Source organism: Saccharopolyspora gregorii (genome assembly GCF_024734405.1).
GTDB lineage: Bacteria > Actinomycetota > Actinomycetes > Mycobacteriales > Pseudonocardiaceae > Saccharopolyspora_C > Saccharopolyspora_C gregorii.
Map to the genome: position 1 here is coordinate 4,984,271 of NZ_CP059556.1, position 13,109 is coordinate 4,997,379.

The window sequence follows — 13,109 nt, forward strand, 5'->3', positions numbered from 1 at the left end:
GCCTCGGGTGCTCTCGGGCCAGCGGTGTGACGATCAGGCTGGTTGCTCCGGACGGGGAGACTTCGAGCTGCCGAGCGAGGCCCGTTCGAGCTCCTCGTTGATCGCGGTCGTGATCGCGGAGAGCAACTGGTCGCCGTCGATACCGTGTTGCTCGGACACGGCCTGCGTGAGATCGCGCAATGCCTCCTGCTGAGTGTCGGAGTGCGCCAGCAGCGTGTTCACGCGCTGGTCGATTCGCCGCAAGAAGTCCACATCGGACAGCTTGACGGTCGGATCCACGAAAGAGGGGAATCCGGGGAACTGACCCGGTTCTCGGCTCCCGGTGAGCTGCTCTTTGATGTCGTCGAGGAATTGGCGGTCGGCGGGGGTGAACATGTCGCCCTCCAAGGCGTCATGGATTTGCGCTCGCACGTCGTTCATGCTGATCGATCTGTCAGGAGGAGCGAAGCCCGGATCCCACTTCCCGGTCACGGACGTCTCGTAGTGCCCCTTGATCCATTCGGGACCACGGTTCAGGATCTCGCAGATGACCGCACCGAGCTGCACCATCGAATGCCATTGCGCGTCAGTCATGGGATTCGTGCCCGGGTAGACGATCTCGTGTCCCCACACCATCCGGTTGAACACCCCGGTGTCGGGGAATGGCCTGGTTCCCCGCCCTCCGGAGGCGCCCGCGTGGTTGGCGGGATGGGCGGCGACGATGGTGATCGACCCGTCCGAGCACCCCGCGCTGTTGCACAAGGGACCGGAAAGATCCGGTCGCCCGGCGACCAGTGCGGGAAAGGCGTCCCCGTACGCGGTGGCGGTGTGGTGCATGATGCCACCCGCGTAAGCACTGGTCTGCCCATTGCCGTTGCGCCGCCAGTCCGTCCAGTTGTCACTGACGACCACACCGCGCGCCCGGAGGCGTCTGATCACTTCGGTGGCGAATGCGACGCTCATGGCTCGGCCTCCGCAGGGTCGTAGTTCTCGTCCAGGTAAGCAGCCTCCGGTGCGCGGTTGAGTCGACCGATCACCTCGACCACCTGTCCGTCGGCATCGGTGATGTGCTCGATCTCCACCTCGTCGGCAAAACGCCTCTCGTCATCGTCGTGGTCGACGCACGCCGACAGGTTCGCCCGAACCACCGATTCCTGGAAGTCCGCTGTGGATTCGCCGATCTCTCGGGAAAGTCGTCGTGGTCGTCATGGCGTGGGCTCCGCCGGGGCGTTCTCGCCGGAAGGCTGAGAAGGAACCGACACCGTCATCGCCGTGCGCACGGCCTCCCGGGCCTTGGTCACGACCTCGTCGGAGTTGACCGAGCCCGACCGCAACGCGGTGGCCAGCGCACTGATCGCGGCTGCCTGCCCGGCTTCCTTGCCTTCGATCTTCCACGAGTTGGAGGCGAAGCGGATGTAGTCCGTCAGCGTCTCCTTGTTGCCGTTCACGAGGTTCTCCCAACCTGGGAACTGGCCGGGTTGTCTGCTGCCGGAGAACTGCTCTGCGATGTCGATCAAATTGTGCTGATCGCGTTCTGTGAACATGTCGTCTCCTTGGAGAGTGTGCTCGAGTTCCGGTCTCGTGCCGCCGAAGGCATTGACATCGACGGGAGTGTGCCCCGCGATCGTGGACTCGTCGCTGAACTGGAGAACGGCGACGTCGAGACCGCCGTATCCGTTCCAGAATTCGGCGGGAACGCGGCCGAAAATGTGCCCAGGCGCACCCGGAAGATCGTTGACGTAGCGCGAGGACCACAGGGCCGGTGCCAGCCCGCGCAGGTCGGGCCTCCCGATCTGTTCCCACCACCAGCGAGGAAGGTAGAGCAACGGCAGCACGCGCCCACTGGTGCGTAGCCGGTTCGTCACGTCCCAGGTCTTGTGGATGTCCGCTCCTTGCCCGTTCCTGTCTCGCTCGACATCGAGGATCACCGGGCAGGAGGAGGGCACGGTTCGCAGCACGTGGTCGGCGTTGATCTCACCCGTTTCCCACGGCGCGATGAAGTGGTACGCCGCGACCACCATGCCCGCCTCACGTGCGACGCGGAGGTTGCGGTGGAAATGCATGTCGACCGCGTTGGTAGCCCGGTCCCAACAGCGGATGATCGCGAACTCGACGCCTTCGACGCGGGCCCGGTGAAAGTCGACGTTGCCGCCCTGCCAGCGGCTCACGTCCATGCCGAAGATCATGTTCCCGTCTCCTCAGCGCTCGTCCGCGGAGTGGACTCGACAGCCTCGTGGTCGGCACCTGCAGCACCCGCAATGATTCGCGCCGGGAAGCTGCGGGCGGAATGGGCCAGGGGGTTCAGAGTGGATTCAACGGCCTCAACGTCATCTGCGGTGAAGCAGCGGCTTGCGCACCGTCCTAGGAAAAGTGCAGGCGCTCCCCCAACGGGGAGTGAATGAATCTCCGGTGGACCCAGCGGTCCATTGCCCGCGGGGCCTGGTGTGCGCCCTACTGAAATCGACTGCACGTCCGCAGCAGAGCGCACCCGAGAAGGTGCACGGGGAGGGCATCATGGTGGATTGCGACACCTACACTGTGCAGAGGGGCGACACGCTCTCGGAGATCGGTGAGTGGTTCCACGTTCCGTCGAAGGAGCTCCAGTACCTCAACGACATCCGAGACCCGGACTCGATCTATCCGGGTCAGGAGCTCCGCTTGGCCCGCGATCAACAAGTGTGCACGGTCTACACGGTTCGCGAGGGCGACACCCTGTCGGAAATCGGTGAGCTGTACCGCGTGCAGTGGCAGACGCTCGCGCACTACAACCACCTCGCCAATCCTGACGTCATTCGTCCGGGGCAGAAGATCTGCATTCCGCAGCAGGCCGGCGCGTGCTGAGAGCACCGGGGAGATCCGTCCACGGCCCACCGCCGACGGGCGGACGAGCAGGCCGGATGAATCTCGTGGGGGTGGCAGCATGCCGCGGATGGACGTCGCACGCCCGGAGGGACCACCGGGACTGATCGCGGAGGGCATTGCCGGGGAGCCTCGGCTCCGGCGGTTGGTGGTGGGCCTTGATCCGCCCGAAGGGACGCCGCTGGACGACCGGGACCTGGCAAGGCTGCGAGACCCCCTAGCCGTCCTCGTCTTCCACCGTGGGCTCTACCCCGTGACGTTGCGTGAACTGCTGCACGCGCTGGACTCCGCGACCGGTCCCCAGGCCATCCCCGTGCAGCGGACCTTCCTGACCGGTGAGGGCAGTCAGATCCCGTGGACGGCAGCGACCCGCGAGCTCGAGCGCCAGCTGCGGTGCACCGTCACCCGCGGCCCCGATCGGGAGCGCACGGATCTGCTGGTGACCACCTCACCGGACGCGGACTCCCCGACCGCCTTCCTGCAGGTTCTCGCCTGGGATGCCGACCGCCGGGTCTTCAACTACTACCTTCGCGTCGAAGGCACCGGCACCTGGACGTGGGCCGGGGACTCCGACCACGCCCTCACCCCGGCCACGCGTGGGCGGGGACCATTCCTGGCGCACGTCAACGGTGGTCCGGTGATGCGCGAGCTGCGCGAGCCGTGGAACAACTGGCACTCCTCGCGGGCGGGAGTGCACGACGCCATCCCACCGGCGAGCCCTCTGCGCACCGACCCGCTGTGGCGGCGACCGCAGGCCGCTGACGTCTTCGAGAAGGTCACCAAGCGCTGCGTCGAGCGGTGGACCGAAGCCCGACTCCAGCGGATCGTCGAGCGCGGCCGCATCGAGCACCCCGCTCGTCTCCTGCGCCACCTGTTCGACACGACCACGGTGAACCTGCGCACCACGGACACGGAGAGCGCCGCACTCGAGGACTCGACCGAGCTCGCGATGCCCCTGACGTTCTTGTTCAACCTGGAGGCGCTGGAACCCCTCTGCCAGGACCTCCCGGCGCGGGCCCCCCTGATTTCGGGCGGCCACTACCGGAGCGCACTCAGCCACCACCGGTCCCGGCTGGCAGATGACCGGGGGTGGGAACGGCTCGGCGATACGCACTTCGCCTTCCTGTTCCCCGAGCCCGCCCTGGAGGACAACGCGGTGGTGCGCCTTGCGGTGAGGGCGGGCCTGCTGACCGAGCGTTTCGCCGGATGCGCGTTGATGGTCGACTTCCCCAACCCGGTGTACTCACCGCGTCGCGCTGCCCTGCTGCACCACGCACCGGAGGCAGCGACCGTCGACGGGCACGGGTCGAACCTCCCGGAGTGCACGGCGCAGCGGATCGTCGAGGCAGCAGCCGAGCAAGGCAAGGAGAGCGGTCGTGGACTGCGTTCTTCGGAGCGAACCGGCTGGGTTCACTCGCCGTCTCCGCGTACGGTCGGCTGAGTCACCCTGAAACCGACTCGTTGGCGGGCTCATTGCTCGGCTCATTGTCACCGACCGACACGAAAGTTCGAGCTCTGGTCATCTCAGACCTGGCGCTGTCGGCTGCCCGGCACTTGGATCTTGATAGGGCGAGCGGACTAGTGGACGAAGCACTCCCGCTAGCGACGCGCCATGAGGCATCGCTTGCCATCGACCGGCTGTTGGAGATCACGGAGACGCTCCCGCAGTCGACGACAGGAACGTCGGGCCAACTGCGGCAGCGCATCACCGCGGAGCTGCTACCAGCTCAAGCTTGAGTCTCTTCGTCGAGCCAGCTCAGGTAGGCATCGTGTCCCGAGACGATCGGCGTAACGATGATCTCGGGAACGTCATACGTGTGGTGCTTCTTGATGTGTTCGATCAGGAACTCGACGCGGGCCGATGAGGTCTTCACCTGCAGCTGCCACTCGGGGTCGTCCTGAACAGCCCCATCCCACTTGTAGAAGCTCCGGATCGGCACGACCTGGACGCACGCACCCCCGCGAGCATCGACGATGCTCCGAGCGAGCGTAGCTGCGGCCTCTTCGGAGTCTGTTGTCGTCACGACTTGCGCGTAGTCAGCCATGCCTCGCAGGGTATCCAGCACCGCGGACATCTGGTCGGATGCCCGGTCGCGGTTCGGCGATCATGGAGGGCAGGCGGCGGTCGGACGGGTGCTCAGTGGCGGTGGACGCGCTGGTGGAGGCCACTGATGGTGGGTATGCGGTGATGGACGCGTCGGGAGCGGTCGGCGATGTCCGGGACATCGACTGCCCGCGGCAGCATTCGGCGAGCATCCTCGACTGCCTCACTGGGCTTCAGCGCACTTCCCGGGCGGACCTAGATCCGATCGCCGAGCGAGAGCCGTCGATGAGCGTCCCGGGCGCGCTCGTCGGCGAGCGATGCGCCGTAGCGGCGCAGCATCTGCGGCGAGCGCCAGCCCATGAGCCTCATCAGGTCGGACTCATTACCACCGGCGGCAAGCCACTCGTGTGCGTTGGTGTGGCGGAACTGGTGGGCGTGCAGGTTGGCGAGCGGAGGATCGAGTGCCCGGCCACGGCGGCGGAGCATGATCTTGATGCCGTTGGAAGCGAGCGGCCCGCGGTTCTTCTCACCGAGCCAGAGCTGGGACGACTTGGCGAACTTCTCGCGACTGCGCACGCGGAGGTAGCGCGACAGCGCGAGTGACGTGTTGGAGCCGATCGGCAACATCCGGGGCCGGCTGCCCTTGCCGAGCACGAGCACCTGGTCCTGTTCCAAGTCGAGGTCGTCGACCTTGAGGCCGGTGATCTCCGCCAGGCGACCGCCGGTGTCGATGAGCAGCCGGATGATCGCGGCGTCGCGGCGACTCATCAGATCCTTGCCGTCGCACTGCTTGAGCAGCGCCTTGACCGTCGCCAACGGAACTACTGGTACCGGAACCTCGGGAACGTGCGGGGGCTTCATCCGTTGCATCGGCGAGACAGTGATCTCGTCCTCGTCGACCAAGAAGTGGAACCACTGCTGCAAGGCGCGGAATCGGCCGTTGGCGGTCGCGGGTTTGCGGGTCTCCAGCAGTTCCGTGATCCAGTCACCGACGTCGGCGCGAGTGACCGCAGCGACGTCGCCGAGGCGGTCTTGCGTCGCAAGCCAGTCGGCGAACCGGGTCGCCGTCGAGACGTAGAGCTCGATGGTCTTGGAGGACTTGTTCTCGCACTTCAGCGCCTTGCCGTAGTCCCGGATCAGGCCGTCCCACTGCTCCTGCACGGGTCATAATTGAGGGCTCGCTGCGCAAGCGGAGCACCCCTCGACGGAAACCCCGTTTTCGCTGGTCAGTCGACCAAGGTGGGCGCAGCTGGGTTCGAACCAGCGACCCCTTGCTTGTAAGGCAAGTGCTCTTCCGCTGAGCTATGCGCCCCGGGCGCGGCCGTCCGAAGATCGGCCGCGCTTCGGCCGGATCACTGTACCGACCGGGAACCGCCGGGCCTCACGCGGCCAGTTCGGCCAGCGCCTTCTTCCAGACGTTCTGGTCGCGGGCCTCGCCGGGCTGGTTGACCTCGGCGAAGCGGACCTTGCCGTCCTTGTCGATGAGGAAGGTGCCGCGCAGCGCCATGCCCGCCGGTTCGTGGAACACGCCGTAGGCCTTGGCGACCTCGCCGTGCGGCCAGAAGTCCGACAGCAGCGGGAAGGTGTAGCCCTGCTGCTCCGACCACGCCTTCAGCGCGAACGGGGTGTCCACCGAGACGCCCAGCACCTGCACCTGGTCGTTCTGGAAGTCGGCCAGGTCGTCGCGGACCTGGCACAGCTCGCCCTGGCAGACCCCGCTGAACGCGAAGGGGTAGAACACCAGCAGCACGTTCTTGTCGCCCTTGAAGCCGGACAGGGAGACCTGCTCCTTGTTGTAGTCCGGCAGCGTGAAGTCCGGAGCATCGGCGCCGACCTCGACCGTCATGCGCGCACCCTTCTGTTCGGCCTGTGCACGTACGCCGCCGAACCTACACCGATCACGCACACCTGGGCACCGGCGGCAGGTCGCCACCGGTGCCCAGGTGGTGGGTACGGCGATCCGCTCGGCGCTGGGCCGAACTCGTCAGCGCTTGGACTTGGCCTTGCGGTAAGCGAGCCTGGTACCCATCCAGGCTTCCCCCAGACTCGCGTTCGAGGTCTGGGCCAGGTTGGACGTGGACGCTGCCTCAGCGATGTCACTGGGTTCCACGTAGCCGTCCCGACCGGTCTTCGGCGTCAGCACCCAGATCACCCCCTCGTCGGCAAGAGGCGTCATCACGTCGAGGAGCGTGTCCGTCAGGTCACCGTCATCGTCCCGCCACCACAGCAGCACGACGTCGACGACCTCGTCGGCATCCTCATCGAGCAGTTCGCTCCCGCAACGCTCCTCGATCGCGGCACGAACGGCGTCGTCGACGTCCTCGTCCCAACCGATCTCCTGAACGACCATCTCCGGCTCGATGTCGAGCCTGTCGGCGACGTCGACCTCGCTCTTGCCGGCGTCTCCCGCGGCGACCACGGCGTTCTCACTCCTCCAATGCGGTGGTGCGGTGCCTCCACCGCACCCAGGTTGGGCAGATCTGGCCGATAGCGAACACTGCGAACCGCTTCCGGCGCAACTGCTGGGCGCACGACACGCCGGTATCCGGCGTGGAACTCGACTGTAGGCGCCCGCATCCAGGTCAGGCTAGAACGGTACCGCCAAGTAATGACCGCGGTGCACGCAGCGGCCGTGAAGATGGGGGACCATGGGACGTGTCGGGCGTCACCCCAGCCCGCGACAAGCACCGCAAGCAGTCGAGGAGTTCCTTTGCCCGCGCACAGCAACGACGTCGGCGGCACCCCGCAACGGGTGCGGGTCATCCGAGACGGTCTCGCCTCGCATCTCCCGGACATCGATCCGGAGGAGACCGAAGAATGGTTGCAGTCGTTCGACACGATGCTCGGTGAGCACGGCCAGCAGCGTGCCCGCTACCTGATGCTCCGCCTGCTGGAGCGCGCCCGCGAAGGCGGCGTCGGCGTTCCCGCCCTGACCAGCACCGACTACGTGAACACCATCGCCACCGACCAGGAACCGTGGTTCCCCGGCGATGAGGAGGTCGAACGGCGCTACCGCGCCTGGATGCGGTGGAACGCTGCGATGATGGTGCATCGTGCACAACGGCCCGGGATCGGCGTCGGCGGGCACATCTCCTCGTTCGCCTCGTCCGCCAGCCTCTACGAGGTCGGGTTCAACCACTTCTTCCGCGGCAAGGACCACCCCGGCGGGGGCGACCACCTCTACATCCAGGGCCACGCCTCCCCCGGCATCTACGCCCGCGCCTTCCTCGAAGGCAGGCTGACCACCGACCAGCTCGACGGGTTCCGCCAGGAGCACTCGCACGCGGGCCCCGGTGGCGGGCTGCCGTCCTACCCGCACCCGCGGCTGATGCCGGACTTCTGGGAGTTCCCCACCGTGTCGATGGGCCTCGGCCCGATGAACGCGATCTTCCAGGCCCGGTTCGACCGCTACTTGCACGACCGCGGCATCAAGGACACCAGCCAGCAACGCGTGTGGGCGTTCCTCGGCGACGGGGAGATGAACGAGCCCGAATCGCGCGGACTGCTGCACGTTGCGGCGAACGAAGGGCTGGACAACCTGACGTTCGTCGTGAACTGCAACTTGCAGCAGCTCGACGGGCCGGTGCGCGGCAACGGGAAGATCATCCAGGAGTTGGAGTCGTTCTTCCGCGGCGCGGGCTGGAACGTCATCAAGGTCGTGTGGGGCCGCGAGTGGGACTCGCTGCTGCACGCCGACCGGGACGGCGCGCTGGTCAACCTGATGAACACCACGCCCGACGGCGACTTCCAGACCTACAAGGCCAACGACGGCGCCTTCGTCCGCGAGCACTTCTTCGGCCGCGACCCGCGCACCAAGGACATGGTCAAGGACCTCACCGACGACGAGGTGTGGGCACTGCGCCGCGGCGGCCACGACTACCGGAAGGTCCACGCCGCCTACAAGGCCGCCACCGAGCACCACGGGCAGCCCACCGTCATCCTCGCCAAGACGATCAAGGGCTACGGGCTCGGCCCGCACTTCGAGGGCCGCAACGCCACGCACCAGATGAAGAAGATGACCTTGGACGACCTCAAGCTGTTCCGGGACAGCCTGCGGATCCCGATCAGCGACGAGCAGCTCGAAGCCGACCCGTACCTGCCGCCCTACTACCACCCCGGCGAGGACGCTCCCGAGATCCAGTACCTGCGGGAACGCCGACAGCGGCTCGGCGGCTACCTGCCGGAGCGGCGGGTGAAGGCGAAGTCGCTCGTGCTGCCCGGCGACGACGTCTACGACGTGATCCGGCGCGGCTCCGGCAAGCAGGAGGTCGCCACCACGATGGCGTTCGTCCGGCTGCTCAAGGACCTCGCCAAGGACCCCGAGGTGGGACCGCGGATCGTGCCGATCATCCCGGACGAGGCGCGGACCTTCGGGATGGACTCGATGTTCCCGTCGCAGAAGATCTACAACCCGAACGGGCAGTCCTACACGCCGGTCGACTACCGGCTGATGCTCGCCTACCGGGAGAGCGAACAGGGCCAGATCCTGCACGAAGGCATCAACGAGGCCGGGTCCAGCGCCTCGTTCACCGCCGCGGGCACCGCCTACGCCACCCACGGCGAACCGATGATCCCGATCTACATCTTCTACTCGATGTTCGGGTTCCAGCGCACCGGCGACAGCCTGTGGGCCGCCGGGGACCAGATGGCGCGCGGGTTCCTGCTCGGCGCCACCGCCGGGCGCACCACGCTCACCGGGGAGGGCCTGCAGCACGCCGACGGGCATTCGCTGCTGCTGGCGGCGACGAACCCCGCGGTGGTGTCCTACGACCCGGCGTGGGCGTTCGAGGTCGCGCACATCGTCAAGGACGGGCTGCGGCGGATGTACGGGCCGGACGCCGAGAACGTCTTCTACTACCTGACCGTCTACAACGAGCCGTACCGGCAGCCCGCCGAACCGGACGACGTGGACGTGGACGGGCTGCTGCGCGGGCTGTACCTGTTCCGCCGCGGCACCGGTGGCTCCGTCCCCGCGCAGGTGCTGGCCTCCGGGGTGGCGATGCCGGAGGCGCTGCGCGCGCAGCAGCTGCTCGCCGAGGAGTGGGACGTGCGGGCCGACGTGTGGTCGGCGACCTCGTGGACCGAGCTGCGCCGCGAGGCCGAGTCCGTCGACCGGCACAACCTGCTGCACCCCGACTCCGAGCCGAAGGTGCCGTACGTGACGCGCGCGCTGCTGGACACCGACGGGCCGGTGGTGGCGGTCAGCGACTGGATGCGGGCGGTGCCGGACCTGATCCGCTCGTGGGTGCCGGGCGACATGGTGAGCCTGGGCGCCGACGGGTTCGGCTTCTCCGACACCCGCCCGGCCGCGCGCCGGGTGTTCCTGGTGGACGCCGAGTCCACCGTGGTCGCCGTGCTCGCCGCGCTGGCCCGCCGCGGACTCGTCGACCGGTCCCGGGTCACCGAGGCCGCGCAGCGCTACCGGCTGGGCGATGTGCGAGCAGCAGGCCCCCAGACCTCCGACCCGGGTGACGCTTGACGGGCCATCCGCTCAGCTTCGCGCTGACCGGAGAACGACCCGACCCGCTGGGCGAGGTGAGCAGTGGCAGCTGAACGGGCCGTCCCCGCCGCGGGGACGGCTCGTTCGGCGTTTCAGACTCGGGCGGGGGCCAGCTGCTGCGACTTGGCGGTGCGGTTCCAGCTCCACCAGCCGTGCACCACCAGCGCGGCGAACACTACGTAGATCGCGGCGCTGAAGTGCAGCCCGGACGCCAGCTGCAACGGCACCCCGACCGCGTCCACGGCCAGCCACACCAGCCAGAACTCGACCAGACCGCGGCCCTGCGCCCAGAACGCGACCGCGGTACCGACGAAGATCCAGGCGTCCGGCCACGGCGCCCAGGAAGCGTCCAGCGCCGTCAGCAGCAGCGCGAACCCGGTGGTGGCCGCCGCCAGCACGCCCAGCAGCACCAGCCGCTCGCGCGCGGTCCCCTTGCGCACCGCCACCCCGTACACCGGGTCGCTGCGGCGGCTCCACGCCCACCAGCCGTACACCGAGATCAGCAGGATCACGATCTGCCGGACGGCCAGCCCGCCGAGCTGCGCCGACGCGTACACCGCGAACAGCAGCACCGTCGCCGTCACCTGCACCGGCCAGGTCGCCAAGGTGCGGCGCTGCGCCAGGAAGACCACGGCGAGCGCGCACAGCTGCCCCACCAGCTCCGCCCAGGAGATCTGCTGGCCCAGCACGGTGATCCCGTTGCCGAGCAACCATTCCGCCGCAGCGCGCACAACCCACTCCTCCCAGCCGGTCCTGGCGCCGGGGATGGTCGGGAACGCGACGGGCGCCGGTGCCGCGGACGGCGACCGGTTCCGGTCAGGTACCCGTGCGCCGCCTCCCATCCGGACTGTCACCGTCGGTTCCGGAGTTCCACCGGATCGGCCGGGCTCCCCGGGCCGGGTTCGGCCGGGAGGCGCCGGTTCGCGGACTGTCACCGCCGGTTCGGAATCTCACCGAGCCCCGGAGCGCACGACTTCTCGTACTCCTGCCAACATCGTCGACCGCGGGAGTTGTTCCGTCGCCAACTGGTGGCTCGGATCACACCACGGGTGAGTCGTCGCTCAAGTGATCGAACAGACGTGCGTCGCGGGGTACAGTGGCGATCTCCGGTTGAACGGATCTCATCGGCCGGGCGGCGAGCGCTCGACGCGAAGGGGGTGGCGGGGTGAACGACGTCGATCAGGCGATCCTGGCGTTCGAGAGCGAGTTCTGGCGCTACCCGGGCAGCAAGGACCGCGTCATCCAGGAGCGGTTCGGCCTCTCGCCGACGCGCTACTACCAGCGGCTCAACCGGTTGCTGGACGAGCCGGAGGCGCTGGCCCAGCAGCCGGTCCTGGTGAAGCGATTATTGCGGATGCGGGCCGAACGCTCCGATCGTCGAGCGGCGGCCCCCCGGCGCTGACCTCCGCCGAGTTCGACCGCCCACGGCCCGCCCCTCGGCTCCGGGCGCGGGGAACTCGGGCAGCAGAACCGCGGCGGCTTCCTCCCGGAGACCCGGTCTCGGGCACTCCGGCGACTCCCTCCCCGGGGAACCGGCGAAGCACCACCGCGCGCGGGGACGAGCCGTGCGGTTCCGCCCCCACCCAGGCGATGAGCGGCCGAGCGGTGGCCTAAGCGTCCGCGGCGGCCTGCTGCTCCGGGGTGAGCTGGCGCTCCTGCTGGATGCGCACCAGGTCCGCGAGCAGCGGCGCGGCCTGCGCCGGCGACAGCGCGGTGAACGCGGCCTTGATCGACTCGACGTCGCCCGCGGTCTGCGCGGGAGCCGGTGGACCCTGCTGCTGCGGCACGGCGGGCGCCTGCTGCTGCGGGGCGGCCTGCTGCTGCGGCGCGGGGGTCTGCGTGGCGAGCAGCCCGTTGACGAGGTCCACCAGCATCGCCACCGGGGTGCGCGGTCCGAGCGCGGTGTTCCAGCCGGCGATCTGCCCTTCCGGCCCGCGCGGGCCCAGCAGCTCGTTCTCGATGCGGCGCAGGATCGCGTCCTGTTCGGGCGTCATGTCGGCGTTCTCCTGTTCACTCGTGGCGAGTTCGGCCCGGAAACGGTCCAGGTCGACGTGGCCGGGGTCGATCTTGCCGGTCACGCTGGTCTCCTTGTGCCCGCGCGCGGCCTCGGGAGGTGCTCCGATGTGGTCGAGCACGGCCCTGGTCGCGGTCAGCGCTGCGGCGTACTGCTCGGGGCTGGGCCCCTGCTCGACGCCCTGGTAGTCCCATTCGAAGCCGACGTAGAGCACGTTGCCGTCGCCTTCGGGCACCGGCCCGGAGGCCCGCGCCTTCCCAGCGTGGTTGGCGCGCCCGGCGGAGATCAAGTGCACCACGCCGTCGAAGCCGATCAGCCCGTGGCACAGCGGCCCGGCCAGGTCGGACCGCCCGTCGACGACGAGCTGCAGGCTCGGCGCCGGGTCCTCGTAGGAGGCGACCGTGGCGGTGTGGTGCTCCAGCACCCCGACGGGTTCGGGCTGCGCGCCCGAGTTCGCGGTGCGCTCCAGCCAGCCGGGCGTCTCCACGACGGTGAGCCCCGCCGCCCGCAGCACGTCTCCCAGCCACACCAGCGGCAGAGCCATCGCCATCACTCCCCTGGCGGCCGTCGGTGGCCGCGTCGCCTGCTCCCATCGTGTCCCGCGGTGCGCCGCACCGGCCACGCCTGATCGGATGAAATGCCGCTGCGCTGCCGGTTTCCGGGGGCCGAACCGGGCGCGGCGAGCGGGCGACGCCGCGCCGGACTCCGGTCCC

General features: G+C 68.6%; 13 protein-coding genes, 1 tRNA gene and 1 riboswitch. Of the genes, 4 read left to right on the forward strand and 10 right to left on the reverse strand.

All coding sequences use genetic code 11. From position 1 onward, the window contains the following. Nucleotides 1-33 precede the first annotated feature (33 nt). Genes H1226_RS21550 through H1226_RS21560 form a run of 3 tightly spaced genes read right to left on the reverse strand, consistent with a single transcriptional unit; the run spans nt 34 to nt 2,165 of the window. Nucleotides 34-942 carry a peptidoglycan recognition protein family protein gene (locus H1226_RS21550; RefSeq protein WP_258342278.1) on the reverse strand — a complete coding sequence of 303 codons (909 nt, stop codon included), beginning with the start codon at nt 940-942 and terminating at the stop codon, nt 34-36. Further along, entirely contained in the window at nt 939-1,127 is a 189-nt protein-coding gene (locus tag H1226_RS21555) for a hypothetical protein (RefSeq protein ID WP_258342279.1), read from the reverse strand. The genes H1226_RS21550 and H1226_RS21555 overlap by 4 nt, the downstream gene beginning before the upstream one ends. 57 nt (nt 1,128-1,184) lie before the next feature. Beyond that, nucleotides 1,185-2,165, reverse strand: coding sequence for a glycoside hydrolase family 25 protein (locus H1226_RS21560; RefSeq protein WP_258342280.1), 981 nt, complete (start codon nt 2,163-2,165; stop codon nt 1,185-1,187). A 223-nt stretch (nt 2,166-2,388) separates the two neighbouring features. Here H1226_RS21560 and H1226_RS21565 point away from each other — a divergent pair, with 223 nt between their 5' ends. Further along, on the forward strand, nt 2,389-2,820 hold the full coding sequence (locus H1226_RS21565; protein WP_258342281.1) for a LysM peptidoglycan-binding domain-containing protein: 432 nt from the start codon (nt 2,389-2,391) through the stop codon (nt 2,818-2,820). An 88-nt stretch (nt 2,821-2,908) separates the two neighbouring features. Further along, entirely contained in the window at nt 2,909-4,279 is a 1,371-nt protein-coding gene (locus H1226_RS21570; RefSeq protein WP_258342282.1) for a hypothetical protein, read from the forward strand. Nucleotides 4,280-4,565: 286 nt separating this feature from the next. On the opposite strand, the gene cutA is transcribed toward H1226_RS21570, so the two are convergent. The 5 genes from cutA to H1226_RS21595 form a co-directional block, all read right to left on the reverse strand. After that, a complete protein-coding gene (cutA, locus tag H1226_RS21575; protein WP_258342283.1) occupies nt 4,566-4,883 on the reverse strand; it encodes a divalent-cation tolerance protein CutA in 318 nt (105 codons plus the stop codon). Between the two features lie 254 nt (nt 4,884-5,137). Next, nucleotides 5,138-6,043, reverse strand: coding sequence for a tyrosine-type recombinase/integrase (locus tag H1226_RS21580; RefSeq protein WP_258342284.1), 906 nt, complete (start codon nt 6,041-6,043; stop codon nt 5,138-5,140). 79 nt (nt 6,044-6,122) lie between these two features. Continuing rightward, nucleotides 6,123-6,194, reverse strand: a tRNA-Val gene (locus H1226_RS21585). Nucleotides 6,195-6,263: 69 nt separating this feature from the next. Further along, nucleotides 6,264-6,728, reverse strand: coding sequence for a peroxiredoxin (locus H1226_RS21590; protein ID WP_224963069.1), 465 nt, complete (start codon nt 6,726-6,728; stop codon nt 6,264-6,266). Between the two features lie 138 nt (nt 6,729-6,866). After that, nucleotides 6,867-7,301, reverse strand: a complete 435-nt coding sequence (locus H1226_RS21595; RefSeq protein WP_184477758.1) for a DUF3052 domain-containing protein — start codon at nt 7,299-7,301, stop codon at nt 6,867-6,869. 291 nt (nt 7,302-7,592) lie between these two features. On the opposite strand from H1226_RS21595, the gene aceE reads away from it, so the two are divergent. Then, entirely contained in the window at nt 7,593-10,361 is a 2,769-nt protein-coding gene (gene aceE, locus H1226_RS21600) for a pyruvate dehydrogenase (acetyl-transferring), homodimeric type (RefSeq protein WP_258342285.1), read from the forward strand. A 113-nt stretch (nt 10,362-10,474) separates the two neighbouring features. Here aceE and H1226_RS21605 read toward each other — a convergent pair whose 3' ends face one another. Then, nucleotides 10,475-11,113, reverse strand: a complete 639-nt coding sequence (locus tag H1226_RS21605; protein ID WP_258342286.1) for a nicotinamide mononucleotide transporter family protein — start codon at nt 11,111-11,113, stop codon at nt 10,475-10,477. A 95-nt stretch (nt 11,114-11,208) separates the two neighbouring features. After that, nucleotides 11,209-11,353: riboswitch (FMN riboswitch) on the reverse strand. A 194-nt stretch (nt 11,354-11,547) separates the two neighbouring features. Here H1226_RS21605 and H1226_RS21610 point away from each other — a divergent pair. Further along, nucleotides 11,548-11,784 (forward strand): DUF3263 domain-containing protein, encoded by a 237-nt coding sequence (locus tag H1226_RS21610; protein WP_224966353.1) that lies wholly within the window; start codon nt 11,548-11,550, stop codon nt 11,782-11,784. 208 nt (nt 11,785-11,992) lie between these two features. Here H1226_RS21610 and H1226_RS21615 read toward each other — a convergent pair whose 3' ends face one another. After that, a complete protein-coding gene (locus H1226_RS21615; RefSeq protein ID WP_258342287.1) occupies nt 11,993-12,940 on the reverse strand; it encodes a peptidoglycan recognition protein family protein in 948 nt (315 codons plus the stop codon). Nucleotides 12,941-13,109: the final 169 nt, after the last annotated feature.

Excerpts from the sequence above, each read along its gene's own strand:
- H1226_RS21550 (WP_258342278.1), bottom strand. The coding sequence starts at position 942 with ATGAGCGTCGCATTCGCCACCGAAGTGATCAGACGCCTCCGGGCGCGC.
- H1226_RS21590 (WP_224963069.1), bottom strand. The coding sequence starts at position 6,728 with ATGACGGTCGAGGTCGGCGCCGATGCTCCGGACTTCACGCTGCCGGAC.
- H1226_RS21560 (WP_258342280.1), bottom strand. The coding sequence starts at position 2,165 with ATGATCTTCGGCATGGACGTGAGCCGCTGGCAGGGCGGCAACGTCGAC.
- H1226_RS21615 (WP_258342287.1), bottom strand. The coding sequence starts at position 12,940 with ATGGCTCTGCCGCTGGTGTGGCTGGGAGACGTGCTGCGGGCGGCGGGG.
- H1226_RS21570 (WP_258342282.1), top strand. The coding sequence starts at position 2,909 with ATGGACGTCGCACGCCCGGAGGGACCACCGGGACTGATCGCGGAGGGC.
- cutA (WP_258342283.1), bottom strand. The coding sequence starts at position 4,883 with ATGGCTGACTACGCGCAAGTCGTGACGACAACAGACTCCGAAGAGGCC.